Annotated in this window: 17 protein-coding genes; 8 read left to right on the forward strand and 9 right to left on the reverse strand. The window is 35.3% G+C overall.

Features of this window, described 5'->3' with window-relative positions; all coding sequences use genetic code 11:
• Nucleotides 1-159 precede the first annotated feature (159 nt).
• Together Q0L65_RS09420 and Q0L65_RS09425 are read left to right on the forward strand one after the other, a co-directional pair.
• A complete protein-coding gene (locus tag Q0L65_RS09420; RefSeq protein WP_296685661.1) occupies nt 160-2,565 on the forward strand; it encodes a TonB-dependent siderophore receptor in 2,406 nt (801 codons plus the stop codon).
• Between the two features lie 64 nt (nt 2,566-2,629).
• On the forward strand, nt 2,630-3,178 hold the full coding sequence (locus tag Q0L65_RS09425; protein ID WP_296685663.1) for a PepSY-associated TM helix domain-containing protein: 549 nt from the start codon (nt 2,630-2,632) through the stop codon (nt 3,176-3,178).
• A 69-nt stretch (nt 3,179-3,247) separates the two neighbouring features.
• Here the strand turns inward: Q0L65_RS09425 and Q0L65_RS09430 are convergent, their stop codons facing one another.
• The gene (locus Q0L65_RS09430; protein WP_296685666.1) at nt 3,248-5,881 is read right to left on the reverse strand and encodes a valine--tRNA ligase; all 2,634 of its coding nucleotides are present in this window, start codon (nt 5,879-5,881) and stop codon (nt 3,248-3,250) included.
• Between the two features lie 218 nt (nt 5,882-6,099).
• Here Q0L65_RS09430 and Q0L65_RS09435 point away from each other — a divergent pair, with 218 nt between their 5' ends.
• The 6 genes from Q0L65_RS09435 (at nt 6,100) to lgt (ending at nt 11,586) form a co-directional block, all read left to right on the forward strand.
• The gene (locus tag Q0L65_RS09435; protein WP_296685668.1) at nt 6,100-6,483 is read left to right on the forward strand and encodes a DUF1573 domain-containing protein; all 384 of its coding nucleotides are present in this window, start codon (nt 6,100-6,102) and stop codon (nt 6,481-6,483) included.
• A gap of 211 nt (nt 6,484-6,694) precedes the next feature.
• Nucleotides 6,695-7,900 (forward strand): pyridoxal phosphate-dependent aminotransferase, encoded by a 1,206-nt coding sequence (locus Q0L65_RS09440; RefSeq protein WP_296685670.1) that lies wholly within the window; start codon nt 6,695-6,697, stop codon nt 7,898-7,900.
• Nucleotides 7,901-8,066: 166 nt separating this feature from the next.
• A complete protein-coding gene (folE, locus tag Q0L65_RS09445) occupies nt 8,067-8,738 on the forward strand; it encodes a GTP cyclohydrolase I FolE (protein ID WP_296685672.1) in 672 nt (223 codons plus the stop codon).
• A 121-nt stretch (nt 8,739-8,859) separates the two neighbouring features.
• Entirely contained in the window at nt 8,860-10,338 is a 1,479-nt protein-coding gene (cysS, locus tag Q0L65_RS09450; protein ID WP_296685673.1) for a cysteine--tRNA ligase, read from the forward strand.
• A gap of 40 nt (nt 10,339-10,378) precedes the next feature.
• Complete coding sequence (gene yidD / locus Q0L65_RS09455; RefSeq protein ID WP_296685675.1) at nt 10,379-10,627, forward strand: membrane protein insertion efficiency factor YidD; 249 nt, start codon at nt 10,379-10,381, stop codon at nt 10,625-10,627.
• 41 nt (nt 10,628-10,668) lie between these two features.
• The gene (gene lgt / locus Q0L65_RS09460; protein ID WP_296685676.1) at nt 10,669-11,586 is read left to right on the forward strand and encodes a prolipoprotein diacylglyceryl transferase; all 918 of its coding nucleotides are present in this window, start codon (nt 10,669-10,671) and stop codon (nt 11,584-11,586) included.
• A gap of 170 nt (nt 11,587-11,756) precedes the next feature.
• Here the strand turns inward: lgt and Q0L65_RS09465 are convergent, their stop codons facing one another.
• The 8 genes from Q0L65_RS09465 to Q0L65_RS09500 all read right to left on the reverse strand — a co-directional run bounded on the left by Q0L65_RS09465 (nt 11,757) and on the right by Q0L65_RS09500 (nt 23,757).
• Nucleotides 11,757-13,865: a prolyl oligopeptidase family serine peptidase gene (locus Q0L65_RS09465; RefSeq protein ID WP_296685678.1), complete on the reverse strand. Its 2,109-nt coding sequence runs from the start codon at nt 13,863-13,865 to the stop codon at nt 11,757-11,759.
• Nucleotides 13,866-13,975: 110 nt separating this feature from the next.
• Nucleotides 13,976-16,948, reverse strand: coding sequence for a protein translocase subunit SecDF (secDF, locus tag Q0L65_RS09470; RefSeq protein ID WP_296685680.1), 2,973 nt, complete (start codon nt 16,946-16,948; stop codon nt 13,976-13,978).
• A gap of 222 nt (nt 16,949-17,170) precedes the next feature.
• A complete protein-coding gene (mdh, locus tag Q0L65_RS09475; protein WP_264532656.1) occupies nt 17,171-18,106 on the reverse strand; it encodes a malate dehydrogenase in 936 nt (311 codons plus the stop codon).
• A gap of 54 nt (nt 18,107-18,160) precedes the next feature.
• Nucleotides 18,161-20,104, reverse strand: coding sequence for a DNA topoisomerase (ATP-hydrolyzing) subunit B (gyrB, locus tag Q0L65_RS09480; protein WP_296685688.1), 1,944 nt, complete (start codon nt 20,102-20,104; stop codon nt 18,161-18,163).
• A 181-nt stretch (nt 20,105-20,285) separates the two neighbouring features.
• The gene (asnB, locus tag Q0L65_RS09485; RefSeq protein ID WP_296685690.1) at nt 20,286-21,887 is read right to left on the reverse strand and encodes an asparagine synthase B; all 1,602 of its coding nucleotides are present in this window, start codon (nt 21,885-21,887) and stop codon (nt 20,286-20,288) included.
• A gap of 365 nt (nt 21,888-22,252) precedes the next feature.
• Nucleotides 22,253-22,576, reverse strand: a complete 324-nt coding sequence (locus Q0L65_RS09490; protein ID WP_296685691.1) for a hypothetical protein — start codon at nt 22,574-22,576, stop codon at nt 22,253-22,255.
• A 176-nt stretch (nt 22,577-22,752) separates the two neighbouring features.
• Nucleotides 22,753-23,046 carry a hypothetical protein gene (locus tag Q0L65_RS09495; protein ID WP_296685694.1) on the reverse strand — a complete coding sequence of 98 codons (294 nt, stop codon included), beginning with the start codon at nt 23,044-23,046 and terminating at the stop codon, nt 22,753-22,755.
• Between the two features lie 258 nt (nt 23,047-23,304).
• Nucleotides 23,305-23,757, reverse strand: coding sequence for a hypothetical protein (locus Q0L65_RS09500; protein ID WP_296685696.1), 453 nt, complete (start codon nt 23,755-23,757; stop codon nt 23,305-23,307).
• Nucleotides 23,758-23,816 lie beyond the last annotated feature (59 nt).

Here is a 23,816-nt window from a genome sequence, read left to right on the forward strand (position 1 = left end):
TCCAAAAAGCAAGGTTTTTTATTTCCTAAAAAACTGATTTTCAACACCACAAAAAATCTTTTAAAAATATTATTAAGATTTAATCTAAATAAACTTTGATAATACAAATGTTGCTTTTATATTTGCATCGTTATTTTTAATTATTCCAAATAAACGATTATGAAAAAGCAAATTAACATTCTATTTATTGTATTAATTACAACTATTTTTTGCAACGCTCAAGAAACAGGTGTTATTGAAGGTAAGATTATTTCTAAAGATGGCTATCCTCTTTCGGGAGTTTCCATTAAATTAGGGAAGAAAACCTCAATCTCTAAAACCGATGATAAAGGTATGTTTCGATTTGACAACTTTCCTGTTGGTTTACACACTATTACCATTGAAGCGGATGGTTTAAAAAAACAAACACAAGACATAAAAGTAGTCGCCAATGAAATTAACAAAGTGACATTTACCTTAGAAGAGCAAATGGAAACACTCAAAGAAATCGTAATCGTAATAAAAGAAAGTCCGAACAAACGAAAAGTAAGTGCTGTCCGTTCTGGTTTGAAACCAATGGATATTCCGCAAAGTATACAAATCATTGATAATGAAATTATTGTACAACAACAAGCCATTCGCTTGAGCGAAGTAATTAAAAATGCGAATGGTGTCTATGTGGGTTCTGCTCGGGGTGGCGCACAAGAATCGTTTTGGTCAAGAGGTTATGATATGTCGGCCAATAATATGTTCAAAAACGGATTTCGATACAATTCAGGCTCCATTCCAGAAGTTTCTTCTCTTGAAAAAGTAGAATTCTTAAAAGGAGGTTCAGCATTATTGTACGGAAACGTAGCTCCTGGAGGAATCTTAAATTTGGTAACCAAAACCCCTTCATTCAGAAAAGGAGGAGAAATTGCTATGCAAATAGGAAGTTATTCGTTTTACAAACCTTCTATTGATTTTTACGGCCCCTTAAACAAATCTATTGCTTACCGATTTAATGCTTCTTATGAAAATTCTGAAAGTTTTAGAAATGTGGTCAAAAGAGAACGCTATTACATCAACCCTTCTTTCTTATTTAATTTGAATGCAAAAACACAGCTTACCGTACAAGGAGATTTGATGAACGATAATTGGACACCTGATTTTGGGACAATACTCATCGGAAAGCAAATTTTTGAAGTAACAAGAAGCAATTATTACGGAGCATTATGGTCCAACGGAAATACCAAGACTGCAAGTGCTTCTGTAGTATTGAATCATTCGTTTAATAAAAATTGGAAACTGAATTTCAATTCGTCATATCAAAATTATGACCGTGAATGGAAAGGGACAGAGCGTATTCAAATTACCAATACCAATGGAACTTGGAGCCGTCCACTAGGTCAAAATAAAAACGTAGAAGCTATTTTAGGGGAACAAATCAGTTTGCAAGGTTGTTTCAAAACCGGTACAATCAAACACCAAATCTTTTCTGGAATTGATTATGAAAATTCGGTTGCTACAGCTCACACTTTTGTATTCTCACCTGTAAATTACGACACCATTAATGTCTTTAGTTTTAATCCAGACAATCAAATAACTACAGAACCCAATGCTACGAATACCCAAAAAGTAGTTACTACTACCAACCGTTTTGGGATATATACCCAAGATTTAATTTCGTTTACGGAAAAATTTAAAATGTTAGCAGGAATTCGTTGGTCTTGGCAAGAAGCAGAAGCCGCAACTCATAAATTAACTGTCAATCCAGTTACTATTACAAAAGGCACAAAACTAAAAGACAAGGCTTTTTCTCCAAAAATTGGTTTCGTTTACCAACCTGATAAAAATTCGTCTGTTTTTGCCAGTTATTCTAATTCGTTTACGCCAAATACAGGAACAACAGCCGATTTAAAACCAATCGCCGCATCCATTATTGATCAATATGAAATAGGTGTTAAAAAAGATTTTTGGAACGGAATATGGAGTACCAATGTTACGGTGTATCAAATAACCAATAGTAATTTAGCACAAACCGCCGAATTCAAAGCCGATGGAATTACACCAAATACCGACACTACTATAAAAGTTTTAAACGGCGAAACCAAGAGTAAAGGAATCGAAATTGACATTGCCGCAAAACCAATAGAGGGATTAAATATTGCAGCTGGATACAGCTATAACGACAGTCGCTATTCTAAAACCAATAAAGTCAACGGTGGTTTTATAGAAGGCGACAGATTGGTAAGAACTCCAGCCAACACAGCCAATTTGAGTTTCTTTTATAACATTCCTACAGGAAAACTAAAAGGACTTTCTATTGGAGCTATTGGAAACTATATTGGAGATCGTTTTGGTGGTTGGAACGATCAATATGTGGTTAACGCTACAACGGGCGCAATAACCATCAACGACAGAGATATTCCGTTGCAAGGATATACCACCATCGATATATCTACAGGTTACGCTTGGAAAAAATGGAGTATTTTATGTAAACTTTCTAATATCACAAACGAACTAAATTACACTGTTCACGAAAATTATAGCGTTAATCCAATTGCTCCTCGCCAAATTATGACGAGCATAAAATACAAATTCTAATTAAACCTTTTCATATTAACCTAGTCTATATTAAAGTGATTAAAAAAATTAAAACCATAATACTATGAAAAAAATCAATTGGAGAAACTTACACCGTGACTTAGGCTATTTTTATATCGGACTAATTGTTTCCTTTGCCTTTTCTGGACTTCTAATGAATCACCGTGAAATGTGGCACCCTGAAAAATATACTATTGAAACTAAAGCCATTGAAGTTAAATTACCCGCAGAAAGTGATATCAACGAAAAATATGCCGAAGATTTAGGCAAACAACTAGGTATAGAGGGTAAAATGAGACGACATATGGTTAAAAAAGGAGAATTCAGAATGTCTTTCGAAAACCAAGATGTAGAAATTGACCTCAAAACAGGTAAGGGTGAAATTATCTCATTCTTCAAAACACCAATTATTAGTCAAACTATGCAATTGCATAAGAACACCTCAAATTTTTGGATTTACTATTCAGATATATTTGCAATAAGCCTAATCATTATTGCCTTAACTGGAACTATTATGATCAAAGCAGGTAAATTCAGCTGGAAACAGCGCGGTTGGAAACTAGCCGTTGCAGGAATTATTTTTCCTCTACTTTTCTTATTTTTATTAGGTTAATTTTTGCTATAATTCATAAAAAATCCCGTTCTGATTTAGAACGGGATTTTTTTATTCCAAAGACAGAACTTATTTCAATCCTGCTAGACTTTGTTCAATCGTTGCAATTTTTGCCAAAGCATCCGCTTCTTTCTTGCGTTCCATTTCGATTACTTTTTCTGGCGCACCTGCCACAAATTTTTCATTCGATAATTTTCCTTGTACGGATTTCAAGAATCCTTTGGTGTAATTCAGCTCCTCAGTCAATTTAGCAATTTCTTCTTCTACATTGATATTTCCAGTAATTGGAATAAAATATTCATTTGATTTCACACGGAAAGATAACGCTCCATCCACTTTATCCGACACATAGTCCAAAGCGGTGATGTTACCTAACTTACTTACTACTGCATCAAAATAAGTTGAAGCTTTATCGTTATTCACCACCTTCAATTCAATGGTATCTTTGAACGGAATGTTCTTGTCTTTACGAATCGTTCTAATGCCCGAAATCACTTCGATAGTGTTGTCAAAATCAGTAATCAAATTGGCATTAAATGGTTTCATTGTTGGCCAAGTCGAAACAATCAACGCTTCTTCTTTAGTTCTTTCAGCCAATAATTGCCAAATTTCTTCTGTCAAGAAAGGCATGAATGGGTGTAATAATTTCAAATTGTTTTCCAACATTTCAATGGCTTTCGCCAAAGTCAGACTATCAATTGGTTGTTGGTATCCTGGTTTGATCATTTCCAAAAACCAAGAACAGAAATCGTCCCAAACCAATTTATAAATACCCATTAAAGCGTCTGAAATTCTATATTTTTCAAAATTATCTTCAATCTCTAAAAGGGTTTGCTGCAATTTGGCTTCATACCATTCAATTGCTACTTTAGACGATTCCGGTTGCGGAATAGCATCTGATACTTCCCAACCATTAATCAGTTTGAATGCATTCCAAATTTTATTGGTAAACGCTTTTCCTTGGTTACACAATTCTTCATCAAACATAATGTCGTTTCCTGCCGAAGCGCTCAACAACAAGCCCACACGAACACCATCAGCACCAAATTTATCAATCAAATCCAAAGGATCTGGAGAGTTTCCTAATGATTTAGACATTTTACGTCTTTGTTTGTCACGTACTAAACCCGTTAAATACACATTCGTAAATGGTTTTTTACCCGTGTATTCGTAACCTGCAATAATCATTCGCGCTACCCAGAAAAACAAAATATCCGGTCCGGTTACCAAATCATTCGTTGGATAATAGTAGTTAAAATCTTCGTTTTCAGGATTCATAATACCTCCAAAAACCGCCATTGGCCACAGCCAAGAAGAAAACCAAGTATCTAAAGCATCGACATCTTGAGTCAAGTTGTCTGTTGTCAGTTGTGGGTTGTTGGTTCTTTGTTTTGCTAACTCAAGCGCTGCTTCAATGGTTTCGGCAACTACAAAATCTTCTTTTCCATCACCATAATAGTAGGCCGGAATTTGTTGTCCCCACCACAATTGACGTGAAATATTCCAATCGCGAATATTATTCAGCCAATGCGCATAGGTATTATCAAAACGTTTTGGATGCAATTTAATTTCGCCATCTTCTAAAACCGCTTTGATGGCTGGTTTTACCAAATCCTCCATTTTTAAGAACCATTGATCGGACAAACGGGGTTCAATTACCGCTTTGGTACGTTCCGAAGTGCCTACTTTATTCAAGTGGGTTTCGGTTTTAGCCAAAGCACCAACTGTTTCTAATTCTTTGGCAATAGCCTCACGAACTACAAAACGATCTTGTCCTTGGTAATGCAAACCAAAGCTATTTAAAGTCGCATCTTCATTGAAGATATCAATAATTTCTAAATGGTGTTTCTCTCCTAAGGTTTTGTCGTTCATGTCGTGTGCAGGTGTCACTTTCAAACAACCAGTACCAAATTCTACATCGACATACTCATCTTCAATGATGGGTACTACTCTACCGCAAATTGGCACAATAGCTTTTTTACCTTTCAAATGAGTAAAACGCTCATCGTTTGGATTAATACAAATGGCTGTATCTCCAAAAATAGTTTCCGGACGTGTTGTCGCCACCGTCAAGAAGTCGTTACTTCCTTCAATTGTATAGTTAAGAAAATACAATTTCCCTTGTTGTTCTTCATAAATCACTTCCTCGTCAGACAAGGTCGTTTTCGCTTCTGGATCCCAATTCACCATTCGGTAACCGCGATAAATCAAGCCTTTGTTGTACAAATCAACAAACGAGCGAATTACAGACGCCGACATGTCTGGATCCATCGTGAATTTAGTACGTTCCCAATCACAAGAAGCACCCAATTTTTTCAATTGGTCCAAAATTACTCCACCATATTTATCGGTCCATTCCCAAGCATGTGCTAAAAATTCCTCACGAGTCAAATCGTTTTTATTGATTCCTTCGGCTTTTAGTTTAGCCACCACTTTGGCTTCGGTAGCGATAGAAGCATGATCCGTTCCTGGCACCCAACACGCATTCAATCCTTTCAAACGCGCTCTACGAATCAGCACATCTTGAATCGTATTGTTCAACATATGCCCCATGTGCAACACTCCAGTTACATTAGGTGGTGGAATTACAATCGTATAAGGCGTTCTGTGGTCAGGTTCCGAATGAAAATAGTTGTTTTTCATCCAGTAGTCGTACCACTTTTGTTCAATTGTTTTGGCGTCGAATTGTGCAGGAATTGTCATTGTATAGTAAATTCGTTTAATCGTTATGTAGCGTTTATTTTCAGGTTTGAGACATTGTATGTCAAATTCAGAAATAACGCTTTATGATTTGGCCTACATTTTGTAAGCTAAATAAGCAACAAAAGTAAATAATTAAGTACACTATAAAAAGCGAAATAAAAATTTGTAGAGTAAATAAAAGAAACTAACTTTACTAAACATTTAAATCATTTTTGAAAATGCAAAAAATAATCGCCCTCCTTTTATTCACGTTGTTTAGCAACATCAGTTTTTCACAAAGTGCTAAAATTGAATTTTCTGCTAAAGAAAACACGATTGATTACGGAAAAGTGACCAAAGCCACTGATTCAGGTATTCGCGTTTTTGAGTTTACTAATACTGGGAACGCTCCTTTAATCATAACCAATGTACTTTCTACTTGTGGATGTACAGTCCCTACAAAACCTGACGCACCAATTCTACCTGGTAAAAAAGGAAAAATTGAAGTAAAATACAATATGGCCACTGGCCCCATTCGCAAAACGATTACTGTAGAATCAAATGCCGCCAATTATGAAGGCGGAAGGATTGCTCTAAAAATAAAAGGAGAAGTTGTTGAATAAATACGCTTCGACATCCATTAGAGAACGCCTTTTGAATTCAAAGGGCGTTTTTTTTATTTTTAAACGCTTTACAATTCACTTCAAAGATTCCATTTAACCTATAAATACCTAAAAAATATAACATTTTAAGGCGTTTTTATGAGCAAATACACTTATATATTCTAATAACTTAAGAAAAAAAATTGCAAATTTGCAATTCAAGATTGAAAACATGCCAAAACTATCCACCCGAGGACACTCCATGCCAGAATCGCCAATTAGAAAATTGGCTCCTTTTGCTGATATGGCAAAGAAAAAAGGACACAAAGTGTACCATTTAAATATTGGACAACCCGACATCAAAAGTCCTGAAATAGCTATTAACGCTATTAAAAATATTGATTTAGACGTTATCGAATATGGCCCTTCTGCTGGTTATGAAAGTTACCGAAAAAAGTTAGCCCAATTCTATACCAACCAAAACGTAAACGTAAACACCGAAGATATTTTAATCACTACTGGTGGTTCTGAAGCCTTGTTATTTGCTCTAGGGAGTATCATGGACCCTGAAGACGAGTTGATTATACCTGAGCCATTTTATGCGAATTACAGTGCTTTTGCTGCCGAATCTGCTGCCAAAGTAGTTCCAGTTAATTCGGGTTTTGAAACGGGTTTTGAATTACCTTCCATTGCTGATTTTGAAAAATTAATTACACCAAAATCAAAAGCGATTTTGATTTGTAATCCGAATAATCCAACGGGGTATTTGTATTCGGAATCCGAAATTCTTCAGTTGGGTGAATTAGTAAAAAAACACGATTTGTTCTTAATTGCCGATGAAGTGTACCGCGAATTCATTTACGGAGACGATATTCATTATTCGGTAATGAATTTAAAAGAAGTAGAACAGAATGTCATTATGATTGATTCGGTTTCGAAACGTTACAGCATGTGTGGCGCTCGAATTGGCTGTATGGTGACCAAAAATAAAGAAGTAATTGCTGCCGCAATGAAATTTGCACAAGCACGACTTTGTCCACCTACCATTGAGCAAATTGCTTGCGAAGCGGCTATTGACACCCCTAAAAGTTATTTTGACGAAGTAATCTCCGAATACCGCGAACGAAGAGATACTTTAATTAGCGAATTGCAAAAAATTGAAGGGGTAAAAGTAAGTACTCCGAAGGCGGCTTTTTATTGCATTGCCGAATTACCGGTGGACAATACGGATGATTTTGCACAATGGCTATTAGAAAGCTATAATTTGAATGGCGAAACCGTAATGGTAGCCCCTGCTGGTGGATTTTACTCTACACCCGGTATGGGATTGAACCAAGTGCGCATTGCTTACGTATTGAAAAAAGAAGATTTAGTTCGTGCCGTAGCGGTATTGAAAGAAGCAATTCCTGCGTATAACGCAAGTAGAACAGCAAAATAAATAAGCTAACTTCACTTTAAGATATAAACTAAAGCAATACTCAAAAAGTATTGCTTTTTGCTTTTAGTGGAAACAATGATTAAATCCGAAAAGGGCTTCCTTTTTTTGCATTTTATTAATTATCTTTACCGCTTGAATTGACATACCCTTTATAACAATAGCTTTAATGATAAACAACGAAGAATTTCAAGACGAAATAGGAAACAATCATATTAGTACCAATGCGAAAAATCCGTTAAGGGATGATGCTTTTGCTATTGCTGACGACGAAAAAATTGAACGAATTAAAAAGGACGTAGAGAATATCCTAACCACCCTAGGTATGGATTTGACCGATGACAGCTTGAAAGGCACTCCTAACCGAGTGGCAAAAATGTTTGTCAAAGAGATTTTTGGAGGATTGAATCCTGCCAGAAAACCAAAGGCTTCTACGTTTGATAACAACTACAAATACGGCGAAATGCTGGTAGAAAAAAACATTACGGTCTACTCTACTTGCGAACACCATTTACTACCTATCATTGGAAGAGCGCACGTGGCGTATATCTCGAATGGTACCGTAATTGGTCTTTCTAAAATGAACCGAATTGTAGAATATTATGCCAAAAGACCTCAAGTCCAAGAGCGTTTGACCATGCAAATTGTACAAGAATTACAAATGGCTTTAGGTACCGAAGACGTTGCGTGTGTAATTGATGCGAAACATTTGTGTGTGAATTCAAGAGGAATTGGTGATATTGAAAGTAGCACCGTAACTTCGGAATTTGGAGGTAAATTCAAAGAGGCACAAACCAAAAGAGAATTTTTGGATTACATTAAATTAGAAACTCGATTTTAAAGAAATAAACAGCTTTAGCAACAGAAAACCCTAGCCCTGATGGAAGCGGCATCCTTTACTGCCGGTGTTCGGCAGGAAAGATACAGCGAACAGCAGGATAAAGCTCCTAAAAAAAATAGAAATGCCATTATATAAAAGTCAACCACTGAAAATATACAATTCTCTTTCGGGAGAAAAAGAAGTCTTTACTCCTATTCACGAAGGAAATGTTGGGATGTATGTTTGCGGCCCAACGGTGTACAGCAATGTGCATTTAGGGAACCTGAGAACTTTTATGTCGTTTGATGTGATTTTTAGGTATTTCCAACATTTGAATTACAAAGTGCGTTATGTTCGTAACATTACCGATGTGGGGCATATTGTGGACGATGTGGATGAAGGCGAAGATAAAATTGCTAAAAAAGCGCGTTTGGAACAACTGGAACCCATGGAAGTAGTACAACGCTACACCGTGGATTTTCACGAAATTTTGAGTGCTTTTAATTTTTTACCGCCCAGTATCGAACCTACAGCTACGGGACATATTATTGAACAAATTGAAATCATCAAGAAAATAATCGAAACTGGAATTGGTTACGAAGCCAATGGTTCGGTGTATTTTGATGTGGTAAAATTTAACGAAACCAATCATTACGGGCGTTTGAGTGGCAGAAACATTGAAGATATGTTAGCCAATACCCGTGATTTAGACGGTCAATCGGACAAACGAAATCCGCAAGATTTTGCTTTGTGGAAAAAAGCCGAACCGCAACATATTATGCGTTGGCCTTCGCCTTGGAGTGATGGTTTTCCGGGTTGGCACTTGGAATGTACCGCAATGAGTACCAAATATTTGGGCAATCATTTTGACATTCATGGTGGAGGAATGGATTTGAAATTCCCGCATCACGAATGTGAAATTGCACAAAATGAGGCCTGTACAGGACAAACTCCTGTTAACTATTGGCTTCACGCCAATATGTTAACGCTGAATGGCAAAAAAATGGCCAAATCGACTGGAAACAACATTCTGCCAAGAGAGATTTTGACCGGTGAAAACACGATTTTAAGTAAAGCTTTTTCGGCTTCTGTAACCCGTTTCTTTATGTTACAGGCGCATTACCGAAGTATCTTGGATTTCTCAGATGATGCTATTGTCGCGGCTGAAAAAGGATACAAACGTTTGATGGAAGCGATGAGTGGTTTAGAATCAATTCCCGCTGCTACTCAAAGTACATTGAACATTGCCGAATGGAAACAGTTGTGCTATGAGGCTATGAACGACGATTTCAATACACCTATCTTAATTGCACAATTATTTGAAGGTGTTCGTTTTGTAAATGTACTAAAAGAAGGCAAAGAGACTTTGACTGCCGAAGATTTGAAAACTTTTGCTGCCGCAATGAATGCTTTTGTTTTTGATGTTTTAGGCTTAGAAGACGAAAAGGTTGCTGATGGAAACAACGACAAATTAGAAGGTACGGTAAACCTACTTATCGAAATGCGTAAACAAGCCAGAGAGAATAAAAACTTTGCTTTGTCTGACCAAATTAGAGATCAATTATTGGCTTTAGGCATACAATTGAAAGACGGCAAGGAAGGAACCACTTTTAGTTTGTAATAGCATTGCAGTTTTTGCGACTCATTCAAAAAATACAACTATGTTTTCTAAAATTCTCATTTTTCCTTTTTTGATGTTGGTTCGCTTTTACCAAGTGGCTATTTCTCCGTTCACTCCGGCTGCTTGCCGATTTGAGCCTACTTGTTCTTCGTACATGATCGAAGCATTGAAAACACACGGTTTATTTTACGGCTTGTTTTTAGGTACTAAACGGATTTTGAGTTGCCATCCTTGGGGTAGAAGTGGTTATGATCCTGTTCCTTCCAAAAAATGCCAACACAAACTATAGATTCAATTAAATCCTTATTTTTACGCTAAATAAAAACACAAATGACACACGCTTCAGCACTTGTTTGGAATCCATCGGAAGGAATTGATTTAGGTTTTTTCATGATTCGTTATTACAGTTTAATGTTTGTAATTGCCTTTGGATTGGGTTGGTACATCATGAAACATATATTCGTTCGCGAAGGTGAAACCATTGAAAAACTAGATTCATTATTCATTTGGACGGTGTTAGCTACTTTGGCTGGCGCACGTTTGGGACACGTTTTCTTTTACGATTGGGAGTATTTCAGAAACAATTTATTGGAAATCTTACTGCCGGTTAAATTCGAGCCTAGCTTTCATTTTACAGGATTTCAAGGATTAGCGAGCCATGGTGCTGCTATCGGAATTATATTGGCCATGTATTTTTACAGCAAAAATATTTTACAAAAACCACAATTGTGGATTTTAGACCGAATTGTGATTCCAGTAGCGAGCGGGGCTATTTTTGTTCGAATTGGCAACTTCTTTAATTCAGAAATTATAGGAAAAGAAACTTCGTCATCTTTTGGAATCAAATTCATCCGAGATTATTTCAGCCCAAGAGATGCTGTCAATGCTACTCAAATTACAGATCCAAACGAAGCCTATAAAGCCATTGCTACGGATCCGAAATTTGCAACCCTTTTAGAACAAGTTCCTGCCAAACACCCTACACAATTGTACGAGGCATTCTGTTATATTTTTGTTTTTGCTATTTTGTTTTTCTTGTATTGGAAAACCGAAGCGCGTAGAAAATCAGGCTATTTATTTGGATTGTTTTTAGTGTTATTATTTTCGGTTCGAATTGTAGTCGAATCTGTTAAAGAAAGTCAAGGCGGCTTTGAAAATGCTTTAGGACTATTATCAACAGGACAATGGTTGAGTATTCCATTTATTTTGACTGGTTTTTATTTTGTATTTACTGCAAAAAAAGTTTAATTAGAAGAACTATTCTCGATACCATTTCCTCTCCAAAACTTTGGAATAAAATCATTCGAACTGACGAAAAGCAATTAATTAAAATCTGCAAATCTGCGGTTGAAATTTAAAATAGAAAAGGCTGTCCAATACTACGGACAGCCTTTTCTGTTTTTATAAAAAGATACTTTTTATTTTATTGGCAATCCTTTCACTCCCATATTATATAAAGTGAAGGCTTGCAAATCAGCCGCTTCTTCAATGGTTTTTGAAACGGGTTTTCCTGCTCCATGACCTGCATTAGTTTCAATTCGGATTAACACTGGATTAGCACCTGATTGTTTGGCTTGTAATTCAGCAGCAAACTTAAAACTATGTGCCGGCACCACTCTGTCATCATGATCTCCTGTTGTTACTAATGTTGCTGGATATTGCGCTCCTACTTTCACATTATGCACTGGAGAATAGCCTTTGATATAGTCGAACATCGTTTTAGAATCTTCAGCAGTTCCATAGTCATACGCCCAACCCGCGCCTGCGGTAAAAGTATGGTAACGCAACATATCCATTACGCCTACTGCAGGCAACGCCACCTTCATTAAATCTGGTCGTTGCGTCATTGTAGCACCAACCAATAAACCTCCGTTAGAACCGCCTTTTACGGCTAAAAAATCAGATGAAGTATACTTTTGAGCAATTAGGTATTCTGCTGCAGCGATAAAATCGTTAAATACATTTTGCTTTTGCATTTTGGTTCCTGCATCGTGCCATTTTTTTCCATATTCGCCTCCTCCTCTTAGATTGGCAACAGCATAAATTCCGCCCATTTCTAACCAAACGGCATTAGCAATACTAAAAGAAGGTGTCAAACTAATATTGAATCCACCATAGCCATATAAAATAGTTGGATTCTTACCATTTAAAGATATTCCTTTTTTATAGGTGATAATCATCGGTACTTTTGTTCCGTCTTTAGAAGTATAAAAAACTTGTTTGGAAATATAATTGTCGCTTACAAAATCCACTTTGGGCTGCACATAAATAGAAGACTTTCCCTCGACAGGCAAAAATTTATAGGTAGTTGTTGGCGTCACGTAATTAGTAAACGAAAAATACAATGCTGTGTCCTCACTCTTACCACTAAACCCTGTAGCCGTTCCCAATCCTGGTAATTGGATTTCGCGTACTAATTTACCATTATAATCAAATTGTTTTACTACCGAAACGGCATCTTTCATATAATTGGCAAAGATAAAACCAGCACCAATTGAAGGCGAAAGCACCTGTTCTGTTTCAGCAACACAATCTTTCCACTTGGATACTGAAGATGCATTGACATCAACGGTTACAATGCGTTTATTTGGCGCTCCTAAATTAGTAATCAAATACAATTTACTTCCAACGTTATCCAAAACACGTACGTCATATTCAAAACCAGAATGGATGGATTTAATTTCGCCATTCAGCTGAGTTAAATCTTGTACATACAATTCATTTCCTGAAGTGGAATTAGCGGCAGTAATAAACAAATAATGATTATCCTCAGAAACGTTTCCTCCAACATAACGACGTCTTTCTTTGTCTCCAAAAACTAAAACATCTTCTGATTGGTTAGTGCCTAGTTTATGAAAATACAATTTATGTTGTTCGGTCTTAGCGGACAATTCACTCCCTTTTGGTTTGTCATAACTTGAATAGTAAACCCCTTCATTACCTTTCCATGACAAGCCACTGAATTTTACATCTATCAACTTGTCTCCTATACTTTGTTTGGTTTCGGCATTCATAAAAGTTACTTTTCTCCAATCACTACCTGCCTCAGAAATAGAGTAAGCACAAAGCGAACCATCTTTAGAAAAACTTACCGCATCTAACGAAGTCGTGGCATCTTTTGAAAACGTATTGGGATCCAAAAACAATTCTTCTTTTCCAGAAGCATCTTTTCGATACAAAACCGATTGATTTTGCAATCCATTATTTTTGTAGTAATAGGTATATTTTCCTTCTTTGAATGGTGCAGATACCTTTTCGTAATTCCATAATTTTTCCATACGGTGTTGAATCGCATCTCGAAATGGAATAGTCGACAAATAACCAAATGTTACTTGATTTTGAGCTTTCACCCAATCAGCAGTTTCAATCGATCTATCATCTTCCAACCATCGATATGGATCATCAACTTGGGTTTCAAAATACAAATCAATTTTATCACTTTTTCTAGTCAAAGGATATTTTATTTGCTCTTGACCAAACGAAACTATTGTTGAAGACATAAGTAGTGTTGTAATTATTTTTCTCATTGCAAACAATTTTATTTTACCAAAAATACATAAATTATTTATTGAATTTTGTTTATAAAAAAAGGATTCAACTTTCGTTGAATCCTTTTTGAAATATAGGCTATTGAAAATTAAGCTTCTTTATGCTCTTTTTCAATTTGATTTTTATCTGATCTTGAGATCGTATCTACTAATACTGGAGTTGCGATAAATAATGAAGAATAAGTTCCCACTACAATACCAACTAACATCGCAAAGATAAATCCTCTGATTGATTCTCCACCGAAGATAAACATTGTTAATAAAACAATAATCATCATTAATGAAGTATTCAAGGTTCTTGACAAAGTAGTATTAATAGACGCATTTACGATATCTTCAAAAGTACCCTTACGTTTACCCATGATAAATTCTCTAATTCTGTCAAATACAATTACAGTATCGTTCATTGAGTAACCAATAACCGTTAAGATAGCCGCAATAAAGTGTTGGTCCATTTCCATGTGGAAAGGCATGAATTTATAACATAAAGAGTAAATTCCTAATACAAATATTACGTCATGCGCTACCGCTGCAATCGCTCCTAATGAATACTGCCACTTACGGAATGAAATCATTAAGTATAAGAAGATTACTGCCATGGCGCCTAAAACAGCCCAATATGAGTTTGTTTTGATATCTTCAGAGATAGAAGCACCTACTTTTGAAGCTTGCAATACCCCTACTTTTTTACCATCATACGAATTAATGAATTGATCGTAAGTAATACCAGTATAGTATTTTTGTAACGCTTTAAATAATTTTTCGTTTACTTCTTTATCAACATCTAAACCTTCTTCAGTAATTTTATATTTAGTCGTAAGTTTCAATTGATTGTCTGAACCAAAAATCTTTGCTTCAACCGTAGTACCAAATTCTTTTGATAATTCTTCAGATACAACAGATGCGTCAATTGGTTTTTCAAATTTCACTTGAAAAGTTCTTCCTCCAACAAAATCTACACCTTGATCTAATCCATTAACAAAAAAGATAGAAACTATACTTACAATGACTACAATTGAAGAAAAAATGTAAGTGAATTTTTTAATCTTAATAAAATCAAAGTGGAAATTAGTAAACCAATTCTTCGTGATTGAAGTTGAAAAAGTCAAATTACTGTTTCTTGCAATATCTCTATCGATAAAAATTCTTGCAATAAAAATAGAGGTAAACAATGAAGTTACAATACCAATCAATAATGTCAAGGCAAAACCTTTAATCAATCCTGTCCCAAAAGTAAACAAAATAGCACCTGTCAAAATGTGAGTTACGTTAGCATCAATGATTGAACGCATGGCACCTTTCCATCCATAAGAAGCAATTACCGTTTCAGATAATGATTTACCTTCTCTCAACTCTTCTTTTGCTCTTTCATAAATAATGATGTTCGCATCAACCGCAGTACCTAATGTTAAAACGATACCTGCAATACCTGGTAATGTCAATACAAAACCAAAACTTGCCATAATTCCGAATAAGAACAATAAGTTCAACAATAAAGCTAAATTAGCATACCAACCCGCTTTACCATAATAAAACACCATCCATAAACAAACTAACAAGAAACCTACTATTGAAGAGATCGTACCTGCATCAATAGCAGCTTGTCCCAATGATGGCCCAACTACTTCTGATTGAATAATATCTGCTGAAGCTGGTAATTTACCTGCTTTTAAAACATTCGCTAAATCTTTAGTTTCAGTTACATCAAAGTCACCAGAAATCTCTGATCTACCACCTGCAATTGGTCCACTAGATACTCCCGGAGCAGAATATACAACATTATCCAAAACAATAGCGATATTGCTTTTTTGAGTATACGCTTTTCCTGTTAATTCTTCCCAAGCTTTTGCTCCTTTACCGTTCATTTGCATAGAAACTGCTGGTTTTCCTAACTGATCAAATGTATCACTTGCATCAGTAACTACACCACCACTCATTGCAGCAATATTATCTCTATTTCCCTTTAAAGCATACAATTCAACTGCATCAATTTCATTTGATTTTGCATCCTTAATTTTTGTTGGTTTTCCCCAAACAAATTTAGCATAACGTTGATCACCTGCTAATAAAATTCTGATGTCTGGTCTTCTTAAATATCCTCCAACAACAGCTGTATCTTTTGGAGCAAAAATACCTAAAATTGGTCCACCACCTTGAGCAATAATTTTGTCCAACAAAGGATTGTTCCCTTTTTTAGTAGCAGCTGAATCTTTGGTATCAGCCAATAAAGAACTCAATGAGTCTTTAACTACTTTTTTAGGAGCTACTTTATTAATTTCTGTTTTTTTCAATGACTCATTGGCAGCCATCAAGAAATTACCAATTTCTTCTATCTTATACGTTTCCCAAAACTCTAATTGAGCCGTACTTTGTAATAATTTTTTAATTCTATCAACATCTTTAGCACCTGGAAGTTCTACAAGAATTCTACCTGACTCTCCTAATTTCTGGATGTTGGGTTGTGTTACACCAAATTTATCGATACGTTTTCTCAATACGCCAAAAGCACTTTCTACAGACTCATCAACTTTTCTTTTGATTACTTTTTGAACTTGTGCATCAGTCATTTGGAAATCTACCCCACCTTCTCCTTGTAAACTTCTGTTTGCAAAAATATCAGGCGACGCTAATTTTACTGTTCCTTTTGAGTTAGCCTCAAAAGCTTCAAAGAAAGCATCAATATAGGTTTGATTTCCTCTTTGATTAGCAGTTGCATCAGCTAAAGACTTATTAAATACTGGATTTTTAGAGTTATTCGATAATCCTTTCAAGATGTCTTTTACAGAAACTTGAAGAATTACGTTGATTCCTCCTTCTAAGTCAAGACCTTTATTGATTTGTTTGTCTTTTACTTCGTTAAAAGTAAAATCAGAAAAACCAAGGTTAAAGACTTTCTCTTTACCAATAGAATCTAAATATTTTAATTCTTTTTCAGGATTTCCTCCTGCAAAAGCTTTAGCATCACTTGCTACTTTATTAGCTACGAAAGTGAAAGAAAGTTGGTAAATACTTACCAATGCAAATAGAATTGCGAAAAATTTAATGAGGCCTTTATTCTGCATTATTACTAAAAATTAATTATTCTTTTATTTTAATTGTACTTAAACCACTGTTAAACAGTGATTAAAATCGCTTATCGAGACAAAAAATGCCTCAAAAAGCAATCCTTCTTTTTTTAAACCGAGCAAATATATAATTTAAGGTTAAGATTAACCAATTTATTTGTCAATTAATCTCATAAAAAAGACTGCAAAAAAGCAGTCTTTTCAATTTATATGAAAAAATTATGCTAAAACCGATTTTAAATCGGCATTCATATTTCTAACAGCATCCGCACTTTTAGCAAATAATGCTTTTTCTGCATCATTCAATGTAATATCAACGATTTGCTCCACTCCGTTTTTACCAATAATACAAGGAACACCAATACAAATATCGTTTTGTCCGTATTCTCCTTCCAAGAAAACAGAACAAGCAATCATTTTCTTTTGGTCATTCAAAATACTATCTACCAAGTAGGCTACTGAAGCTCCTGGCGCATACCAAGCTGAAGTTCCTAAAAGCCCTGTTAAAGTAGCACCTCCAACCATAGTTGATGCAGCCACTTTTTCTAATGCTTCTTGCGAAAGAAATTCAGAAACTGGAATACCATTGTAAGAAGCTAAACGAGTTAACGGAATCATAGTGGTATCACCGTGACCTCCAATTACCATAGCAGAAACATCATTAGATGGTTTATCCAAAGCTTGTGACAAATAGTATCTAAAACGAGAACTATCTAAAGCACCTCCCATTCCAATAATTCTATTTTTAGGCAAACCTGTTGATTTCAATGCCAAATACGTCATCGTATCCATTGGGTTTGACACTACTACTACAATTGTATTAGGAGAATGAACTAAAATATTCTCAGCAACTGTTTTCACGATGCCTGCATTAATTCCAATCAATTCTTCACGAGTCATTCCAGGTTTTCTTGGAATACCTGATGTAATTACTACCACATCACTATTCGCTGTTTTAGAGTAATCATTAGTCACCCCAATTACTTTGGTATTAAAACCTGTATTCGTAGCACATTGCATAATATCCATAGCTTTACCTTCAGCAAAACCTTCTTTAATATCCAATAAAACTACTTCGCTTGCAATGCCTCTATAAGAAATAACATCCGCACAGGTTGCTCCCACATTCCCTGCTCCTACAATTGTAACTTTCATATTTTTATATTTTAAAAATTATTTTATTTTCTAAAATTAGAATGAAGCTCTAAGTTACGCATCAATATTGGCATACACCGCATTTTTCTCGATAAATTCTCTTCTTGGCGGAACTTCATCCCCCATTAACATAGAGAAAACTCTGTCGGCTTCAACCATATTATCAATTGTTACTTGACGTAAAGTTCTGAAATTTGGATCCATTGTAGTTTCCCACAACTGCTCTGCATTCATCTCTCCAAGACCTTTATAACGTTGAATAGCAGCACTTCCTCCCATTCTTTCGTTAGCTAAATCTCGTTGATCTTCTGTCCAAGCATATTCTTTTTTATTTCCTTTTTTAACTAAGTACAAAGGTGGTGCTGCAATATACACATGTCCTCTTTCGATTAATTCTCTCATAAAACGGAAGAAGAACGTTAATATTAAGGTAGCAATGTGACTTCCATCGACATCGGCATCACACATGATAATTACTTTATGGTAACGTAATTTTTCAATATTCAACGCTTTACTATCTTCTGCAGTACCTACAGTTACACCAAGTGCAGTAAAAATATTTCGAATCTCTTCACTTTCAAAAACTTTGTGGTGCATCGCTTTTTCCACGTTCAAAATCTTACCTCGTAATGGTAAAATCGCTTGAAAATTTCGGTCACGCCCTTGTTTTGCAGTTCCACCTGCCGAATCTCCCTCGACAAGATATACTTCGCATTTTTCTGGATCTTGTTCCGAACAATCGGATAATTTTCCTGGCAATCCACCGCCACCCATAACGGTTTTACGTTGCACCATTTCACGCGCCTTTTTAGCAGCGTGACGGGCTTGAGCAGCTAAAATCACTTTCTGAATAATGATACGAGCATCATTTGGATTTTCTTCCAAATAATTCTCTAACATTTCTCCAACAGCTTGACTCACTGGAGAAACTACTTCTCTATTTCCTAATTTAGTTTTTGTTTGTCCTTCGAATTGAGGCTCAGAAACTTTAACCGAAATAATTGCAGTCAATCCTTCACGGAAGTCATCCCCTGCAATTTCGAATTTTAGTTTATCCAACATCCCAGAAGCATCGGCATATTTCTTAAGCGTTCTTGTCAAACCACTTCTAAAACCTTGTAAATGCGTTCCTCCTTCGTGTGTATTAATGTTATTTACATAAGAAAAAATATTCTCTGAATAACTTGTGTTATAAATCAACGCTACCTCAACTGGGATTTCACCTTTTTCGTGATCCATAGAAATTACGTGCGCAATAATTGGCTCACGATTTCCATCTAAGTAACGAATGTACTCTTTCAAACCTTCAGTAGAATGAAATACTTCTGAAAGAAAGTTGCCGTCTTTATCTACTTCTCTTTTATCTGTGAAAGTGATTTTTATTCCTTTATTCAAGAAAGACAATTCACGCATACGCGCTGACAAAGTCTCATAAGAATACTCCGTAGTTTGTGTAAAAATGGTTGGGTCTGGATAAAAAGTAACAATTGTTCCTCTTTTAGTCGTATCTCCAATTTGTTTTACTGGATACAGTGCCTTACCTCTTTCGTATTCTTGCTCGTAGATTTTTCCATCACTACTATGAACCGTTGCTCTTAAGTGAGATGACAAGGCATTCACACAAGAAACACCTACACCGTGTAAACCTCCAGAAACTTTATACGAATCTTTATCAAATTTACCTCCAGCACCAATTTTGGTCATTACAACCTCTAAAGCCGAAACCCCTTCTTTTTTATGAATCCCAACAGGAATACCACGACCATTATCTTCAACAGAAATTGACCCATCTTCATTTATAGCAACACTGATAGTATCACAATGACCACCCATAGCCTCATCGATGGAGTTATCTACCACCTCATAAACCAAATGATGCAATCCTCGTACTCCAACATCTCCAATATACATGGACGGACGCATTCTTACGTGCTCCATTCCTTCTAATGCCTGAATACTATCCGCTGAATAATTATTCTTGTTAATTTCCTCACTCATATTTTTAATCTAAAATGTAAAATTGTATAACAAGCAAATATATAAAAACAGGGGATATTTGAGAAGGAAATTGCCCTTTATAAATGTTAAGTTATCAACATTTGTTTATATTTTAAACAAAAAAAGACGTTCTTCTTACGAAAAACGTCTTTTTATCAACATTATTTGAACTAATCTAATCTTATTTAGCAATCTCAACATCCGCTTGAACGTGAGCAGCATTGGCTCTACCACTTGGATCTTGGTTCTCTTGCCATTTCGGAATCCATTTTCTTACTGTTTGTGCAGCACTTACTTGTGGATAGTATTTATGAAATATCGATCTGTAGAAATACGCTTCTTTAGTCGTTGGCGTGTTGTACGGAAACTCAGCCTCTGCACCCGCTAATTGCTCGTCAGTAACTTGAGACGAACAGTATTCAATCAATTGATCAATCCAGTTGTACCCTACACCATCAGAGAATTGCTCTTTTTGTCTCCACAATACCTCATCTGGTAAATACGGATTATCTGGCGTATCAAATGCTTTTCTTAAAATATATTTCTCTCTACCTTCATAGGTCTTCGGCATTTTTTCTTCCGCTTTAATACGAACTGCCATATCCAAGAACGCTTTATCTAAGAATGGAACCCTAGCCTCTAAACCGTGAGCCATCGTTGATTTATCTGCTCTTAATAAGTCGGCAGTAAATAATTTTTGAACTCTCTCAATCGTTTCTTTTTGGAAATCTTCTACCGTTGGTGCATTTCTAAAATACAAATACCCTCCAAAAATCTCATCAGCACCTTCTCCTGAAAGCACTACTTTAATTCCCATATCGGTAATGGCTTTAGACAAGAAATACATTGGCGTACTTGCACGAATAGACGTTACATCATACGTTTCTAAATGCCAAATCAATTTGTCTAAGATTTCGATACCTTGCTCAATAGTAAAATGTACTTCGTGGTGTTCTGTTTCTAAAAACTCCGCTACTTTTTTAGCTGCTTTAGCGTCTGGCGCATCGGCATCTAAACCAATTGAAAACGAATGTAATTTTTTACCACTTTCTTTCAATAATCGTGAAGCGATTGAAGAAGTCAAAGACGAATCCAAACCTCCTGAAAGCAGTACTCCAATTGGCACATCACTCATTAAACGTTTGCGAGTTGCCTCAGTTAAAGTCTCTCTAATTAAATCCAAATCTAAATCTTGATCTGCTTTAGTATAATCTTCGTATTCTGGTTGGTAGTATTTTACAAAACCAGTGTTAGGTGTATAATAATGTCCTGGAGGAAATGTTGAGAACGTTTTACATTGGTCTGCAATAGGTTTCATTTCAGAAGCAAAATAGATTCTTCCTCTATCATCCAAACCGTAGTACAATGGCTTCACTCCCATTGGGTCTCTACCTGCAATAAAATCATCTCCATCAACCACAACAAAAGCCCAATCTCCATCTAACATGTTACAGAAATCGTATTTGAATTCTTCATACAAATGAACAATTACTTCTGAATCGGATTTGGTTCTGAAAGTATGCCCTTTCAAAACTCCATCTCGCAATGCTTGGTGATTGTAAACCTCTCCATTATGCACCATCCAAGCAGTTGAAGTCCCCTGAATAGGTTGACGTCCTGAATGCAAGTCAATAATTGACAAACGCTCATGACTTAAAATATGTCCATTCTCTGTAATATGCAAATCACTTTCATCTGGACCACGGTGTGTCATTCTTTTTGAAAGTTCTCTCACTAATTGTTCATCTTTTCCTTTTCCTATGATGGCTAATATTCCGCACATAATCTTAAAAATTTACTTTTTGTTATTTTGATACGGCAAAGATGGTTTAAAAGTTACGATTGAAAAACATAAAATCTATTTTTAGTTATAAAATAAAACCAAATAATTAATTTTATAGCAAAAATGTAATTTAAAGTAAAAGAAATTGAAACCTAAAGTTAAAAACTGTAAAAAGGGAAGTTTTTTTAGTGGTTCTTGAGGTTATAATAGTGAAGACTGTTTGGTCTTGTTGACAACGTTATTCCACTTTGCGATGGCTAGAAGTTCGTAACCCTCAATATTCAACTTAACGAAAACGTGATGCAAAACGGTAATTCTACTAAATTCCAGCTAGCTCAAATGACTATTCCAAGAGTTTTTTTTTATTACTCCACGGTTTCCAGGTGTCTCCATTCAACTGGGTAAACTACAAATTCTAAATCATTTATTATTTCTATCAGATAGGTGTTGAATATTCCGTTTTTATTATATCGTGGATATATTTTTCCGAATTTTTTAATCATAGCTTCTTTATTATCGATTCTCCATTGTTTTTCTAATTTTTCTACCTCTTCAAAACTTACCGTAGTGTAATTTTTTAATTTGCAAATTGACAAAGTATCGGATTTGTTTTGCCACAAAAAACTTCCTCCTGTTTCACAAAAAATGTTAAAAACTATCCCATTTTCATCTTCTTTATAAAATTTCATATTTCTGGGACACTTTTTATCAATTTTAAATTCTAGATATATCGGCTTTTTCTCTATTTTTTGTCCATAAATATTGAGCATAAAAAGTAAAAAATAACTATTAATTAAAATACGGTTCATCTTGATAAATTTTTTGAAGTGAATTATTTATTTGATCTCTTTGTGCTTGTGATAAATTAGTCCAAGCGGAAGTTACTTTTTATCCAGCTATTTATTACGCTTCCATATTCCAAAAACAAAAATATTAGAGCTATATTTGTTACAATTATAGCAATCACAACTTTCAAAGTTTCAATATTTTTACTTCTGTACAGCAAAATCCCATTTATAATTAACTGTAAAAGAGCAAACATACAATTGAACATAACTATAGCAATATCTCCACCGGAAACACCTACATTCAAATAGAATATTAAGCAAAACATTAAAACGCTTAATATTACATTTCCCAAAATCCATTTTGTTTGCATTGTAAATATTTTTATTATAAACCCGAGTTGTAAAGAAGGGATGGAATTATCACTAACCTGTATATAGACAAAACAAACCTTTGCAACACACCCGTTTTCAAGTAGATAAGCGAAGGTTTGTTTCGCTTTGTTATATTCTCAAATATATTAATTTTTCTCACCAATCATTAAAGAGAATTCTGGCGCGACAAAGTTCATTACAAATCCAAAGGCTTAGCTATCATCTAAAAGTTCGTAGTAATAGATAAAACAGCATTTTTATTCAATGCTCTCAATACAATAGTGAGCCCCATTAATCTCAAAAGTAAACCCTATTGGATTTCCCATCAACTTACTACCCAAAGGCGATTGTGGCGACAAGGCGATTACATTAACCCCTTCAATAGCAACCTTAGGCAAAGCGACACTGAGGTACAAATAAATGCCATTGGCTTTGACCAAACTCCCCAAAGCAATCGTTTCTGTTACTTTTAATGGATTCATTTTATCTAAAATAGCTTTTTGAGCTAAGACTTCGCTCAATTTATGATTCAATTTTTCTTGTTCGATATGCATCATCGACAAAGCCGTTTCGTGCTTATCGCCTGCAGAACCTTTGGCATCGTTTTTAGAATCTTCCGTCAATGCCGAAATCATATCCCGAAAGACATCAATTCGATCTTGAACCAACTGTAAGTAATAGGTGTGCGTTTTTTGTTTGAAAGTGGTCAAAATAGAATCGTATTAAAAGCCGTTAGCTGAAATTATCAAAAACGTCAGTTCGAGTGTTT

The sequence above is a fragment of the Flavobacterium sp. genome (assembly GCF_024642105.1).
Lineage (GTDB): Bacteria > Bacteroidota > Bacteroidia > Flavobacteriales > Flavobacteriaceae > Flavobacterium.

Excerpts from the sequence above, each read along its gene's own strand:
- Q0L65_RS09420 (WP_296685661.1), top strand. The coding sequence starts at position 160 with ATGAAAAAGCAAATTAACATTCTATTTATTGTATTAATTACAACTATT.
- Q0L65_RS09425 (WP_296685663.1), top strand. The coding sequence starts at position 2,630 with ATGAAAAAAATCAATTGGAGAAACTTACACCGTGACTTAGGCTATTTT.
- Q0L65_RS09430 (WP_296685666.1), bottom strand. The coding sequence starts at position 5,881 with ATGACAATTCCTGCACAATTCGACGCCAAAACAATTGAACAAAAGTGG.
- Q0L65_RS09435 (WP_296685668.1), top strand. The coding sequence starts at position 6,100 with ATGCAAAAAATAATCGCCCTCCTTTTATTCACGTTGTTTAGCAACATC.
- Q0L65_RS09440 (WP_296685670.1), top strand. The coding sequence starts at position 6,695 with ATGCCAAAACTATCCACCCGAGGACACTCCATGCCAGAATCGCCAATT.
- folE (WP_296685672.1), top strand. The coding sequence starts at position 8,067 with ATGATAAACAACGAAGAATTTCAAGACGAAATAGGAAACAATCATATT.
- cysS (WP_296685673.1), top strand. The coding sequence starts at position 8,860 with ATGCCATTATATAAAAGTCAACCACTGAAAATATACAATTCTCTTTCG.
- yidD (WP_296685675.1), top strand. The coding sequence starts at position 10,379 with ATGTTTTCTAAAATTCTCATTTTTCCTTTTTTGATGTTGGTTCGCTTT.
- lgt (WP_296685676.1), top strand. The coding sequence starts at position 10,669 with ATGACACACGCTTCAGCACTTGTTTGGAATCCATCGGAAGGAATTGAT.
- Q0L65_RS09465 (WP_296685678.1), bottom strand. The coding sequence starts at position 13,865 with ATGAGAAAAATAATTACAACACTACTTATGTCTTCAACAATAGTTTCG.
- secDF (WP_296685680.1), bottom strand. The coding sequence starts at position 16,948 with ATGCAGAATAAAGGCCTCATTAAATTTTTCGCAATTCTATTTGCATTG.
- mdh (WP_264532656.1), bottom strand. The coding sequence starts at position 18,106 with ATGAAAGTTACAATTGTAGGAGCAGGGAATGTGGGAGCAACCTGTGCG.
- gyrB (WP_296685688.1), bottom strand. The coding sequence starts at position 20,104 with ATGAGTGAGGAAATTAACAAGAATAATTATTCAGCGGATAGTATTCAG.
- asnB (WP_296685690.1), bottom strand. The coding sequence starts at position 21,887 with ATGTGCGGAATATTAGCCATCATAGGAAAAGGAAAAGATGAACAATTA.
- Q0L65_RS09490 (WP_296685691.1), bottom strand. The coding sequence starts at position 22,576 with ATGAAATTTTATAAAGAAGATGAAAATGGGATAGTTTTTAACATTTTT.
- Q0L65_RS09495 (WP_296685694.1), bottom strand. The coding sequence starts at position 23,046 with ATGCAAACAAAATGGATTTTGGGAAATGTAATATTAAGCGTTTTAATG.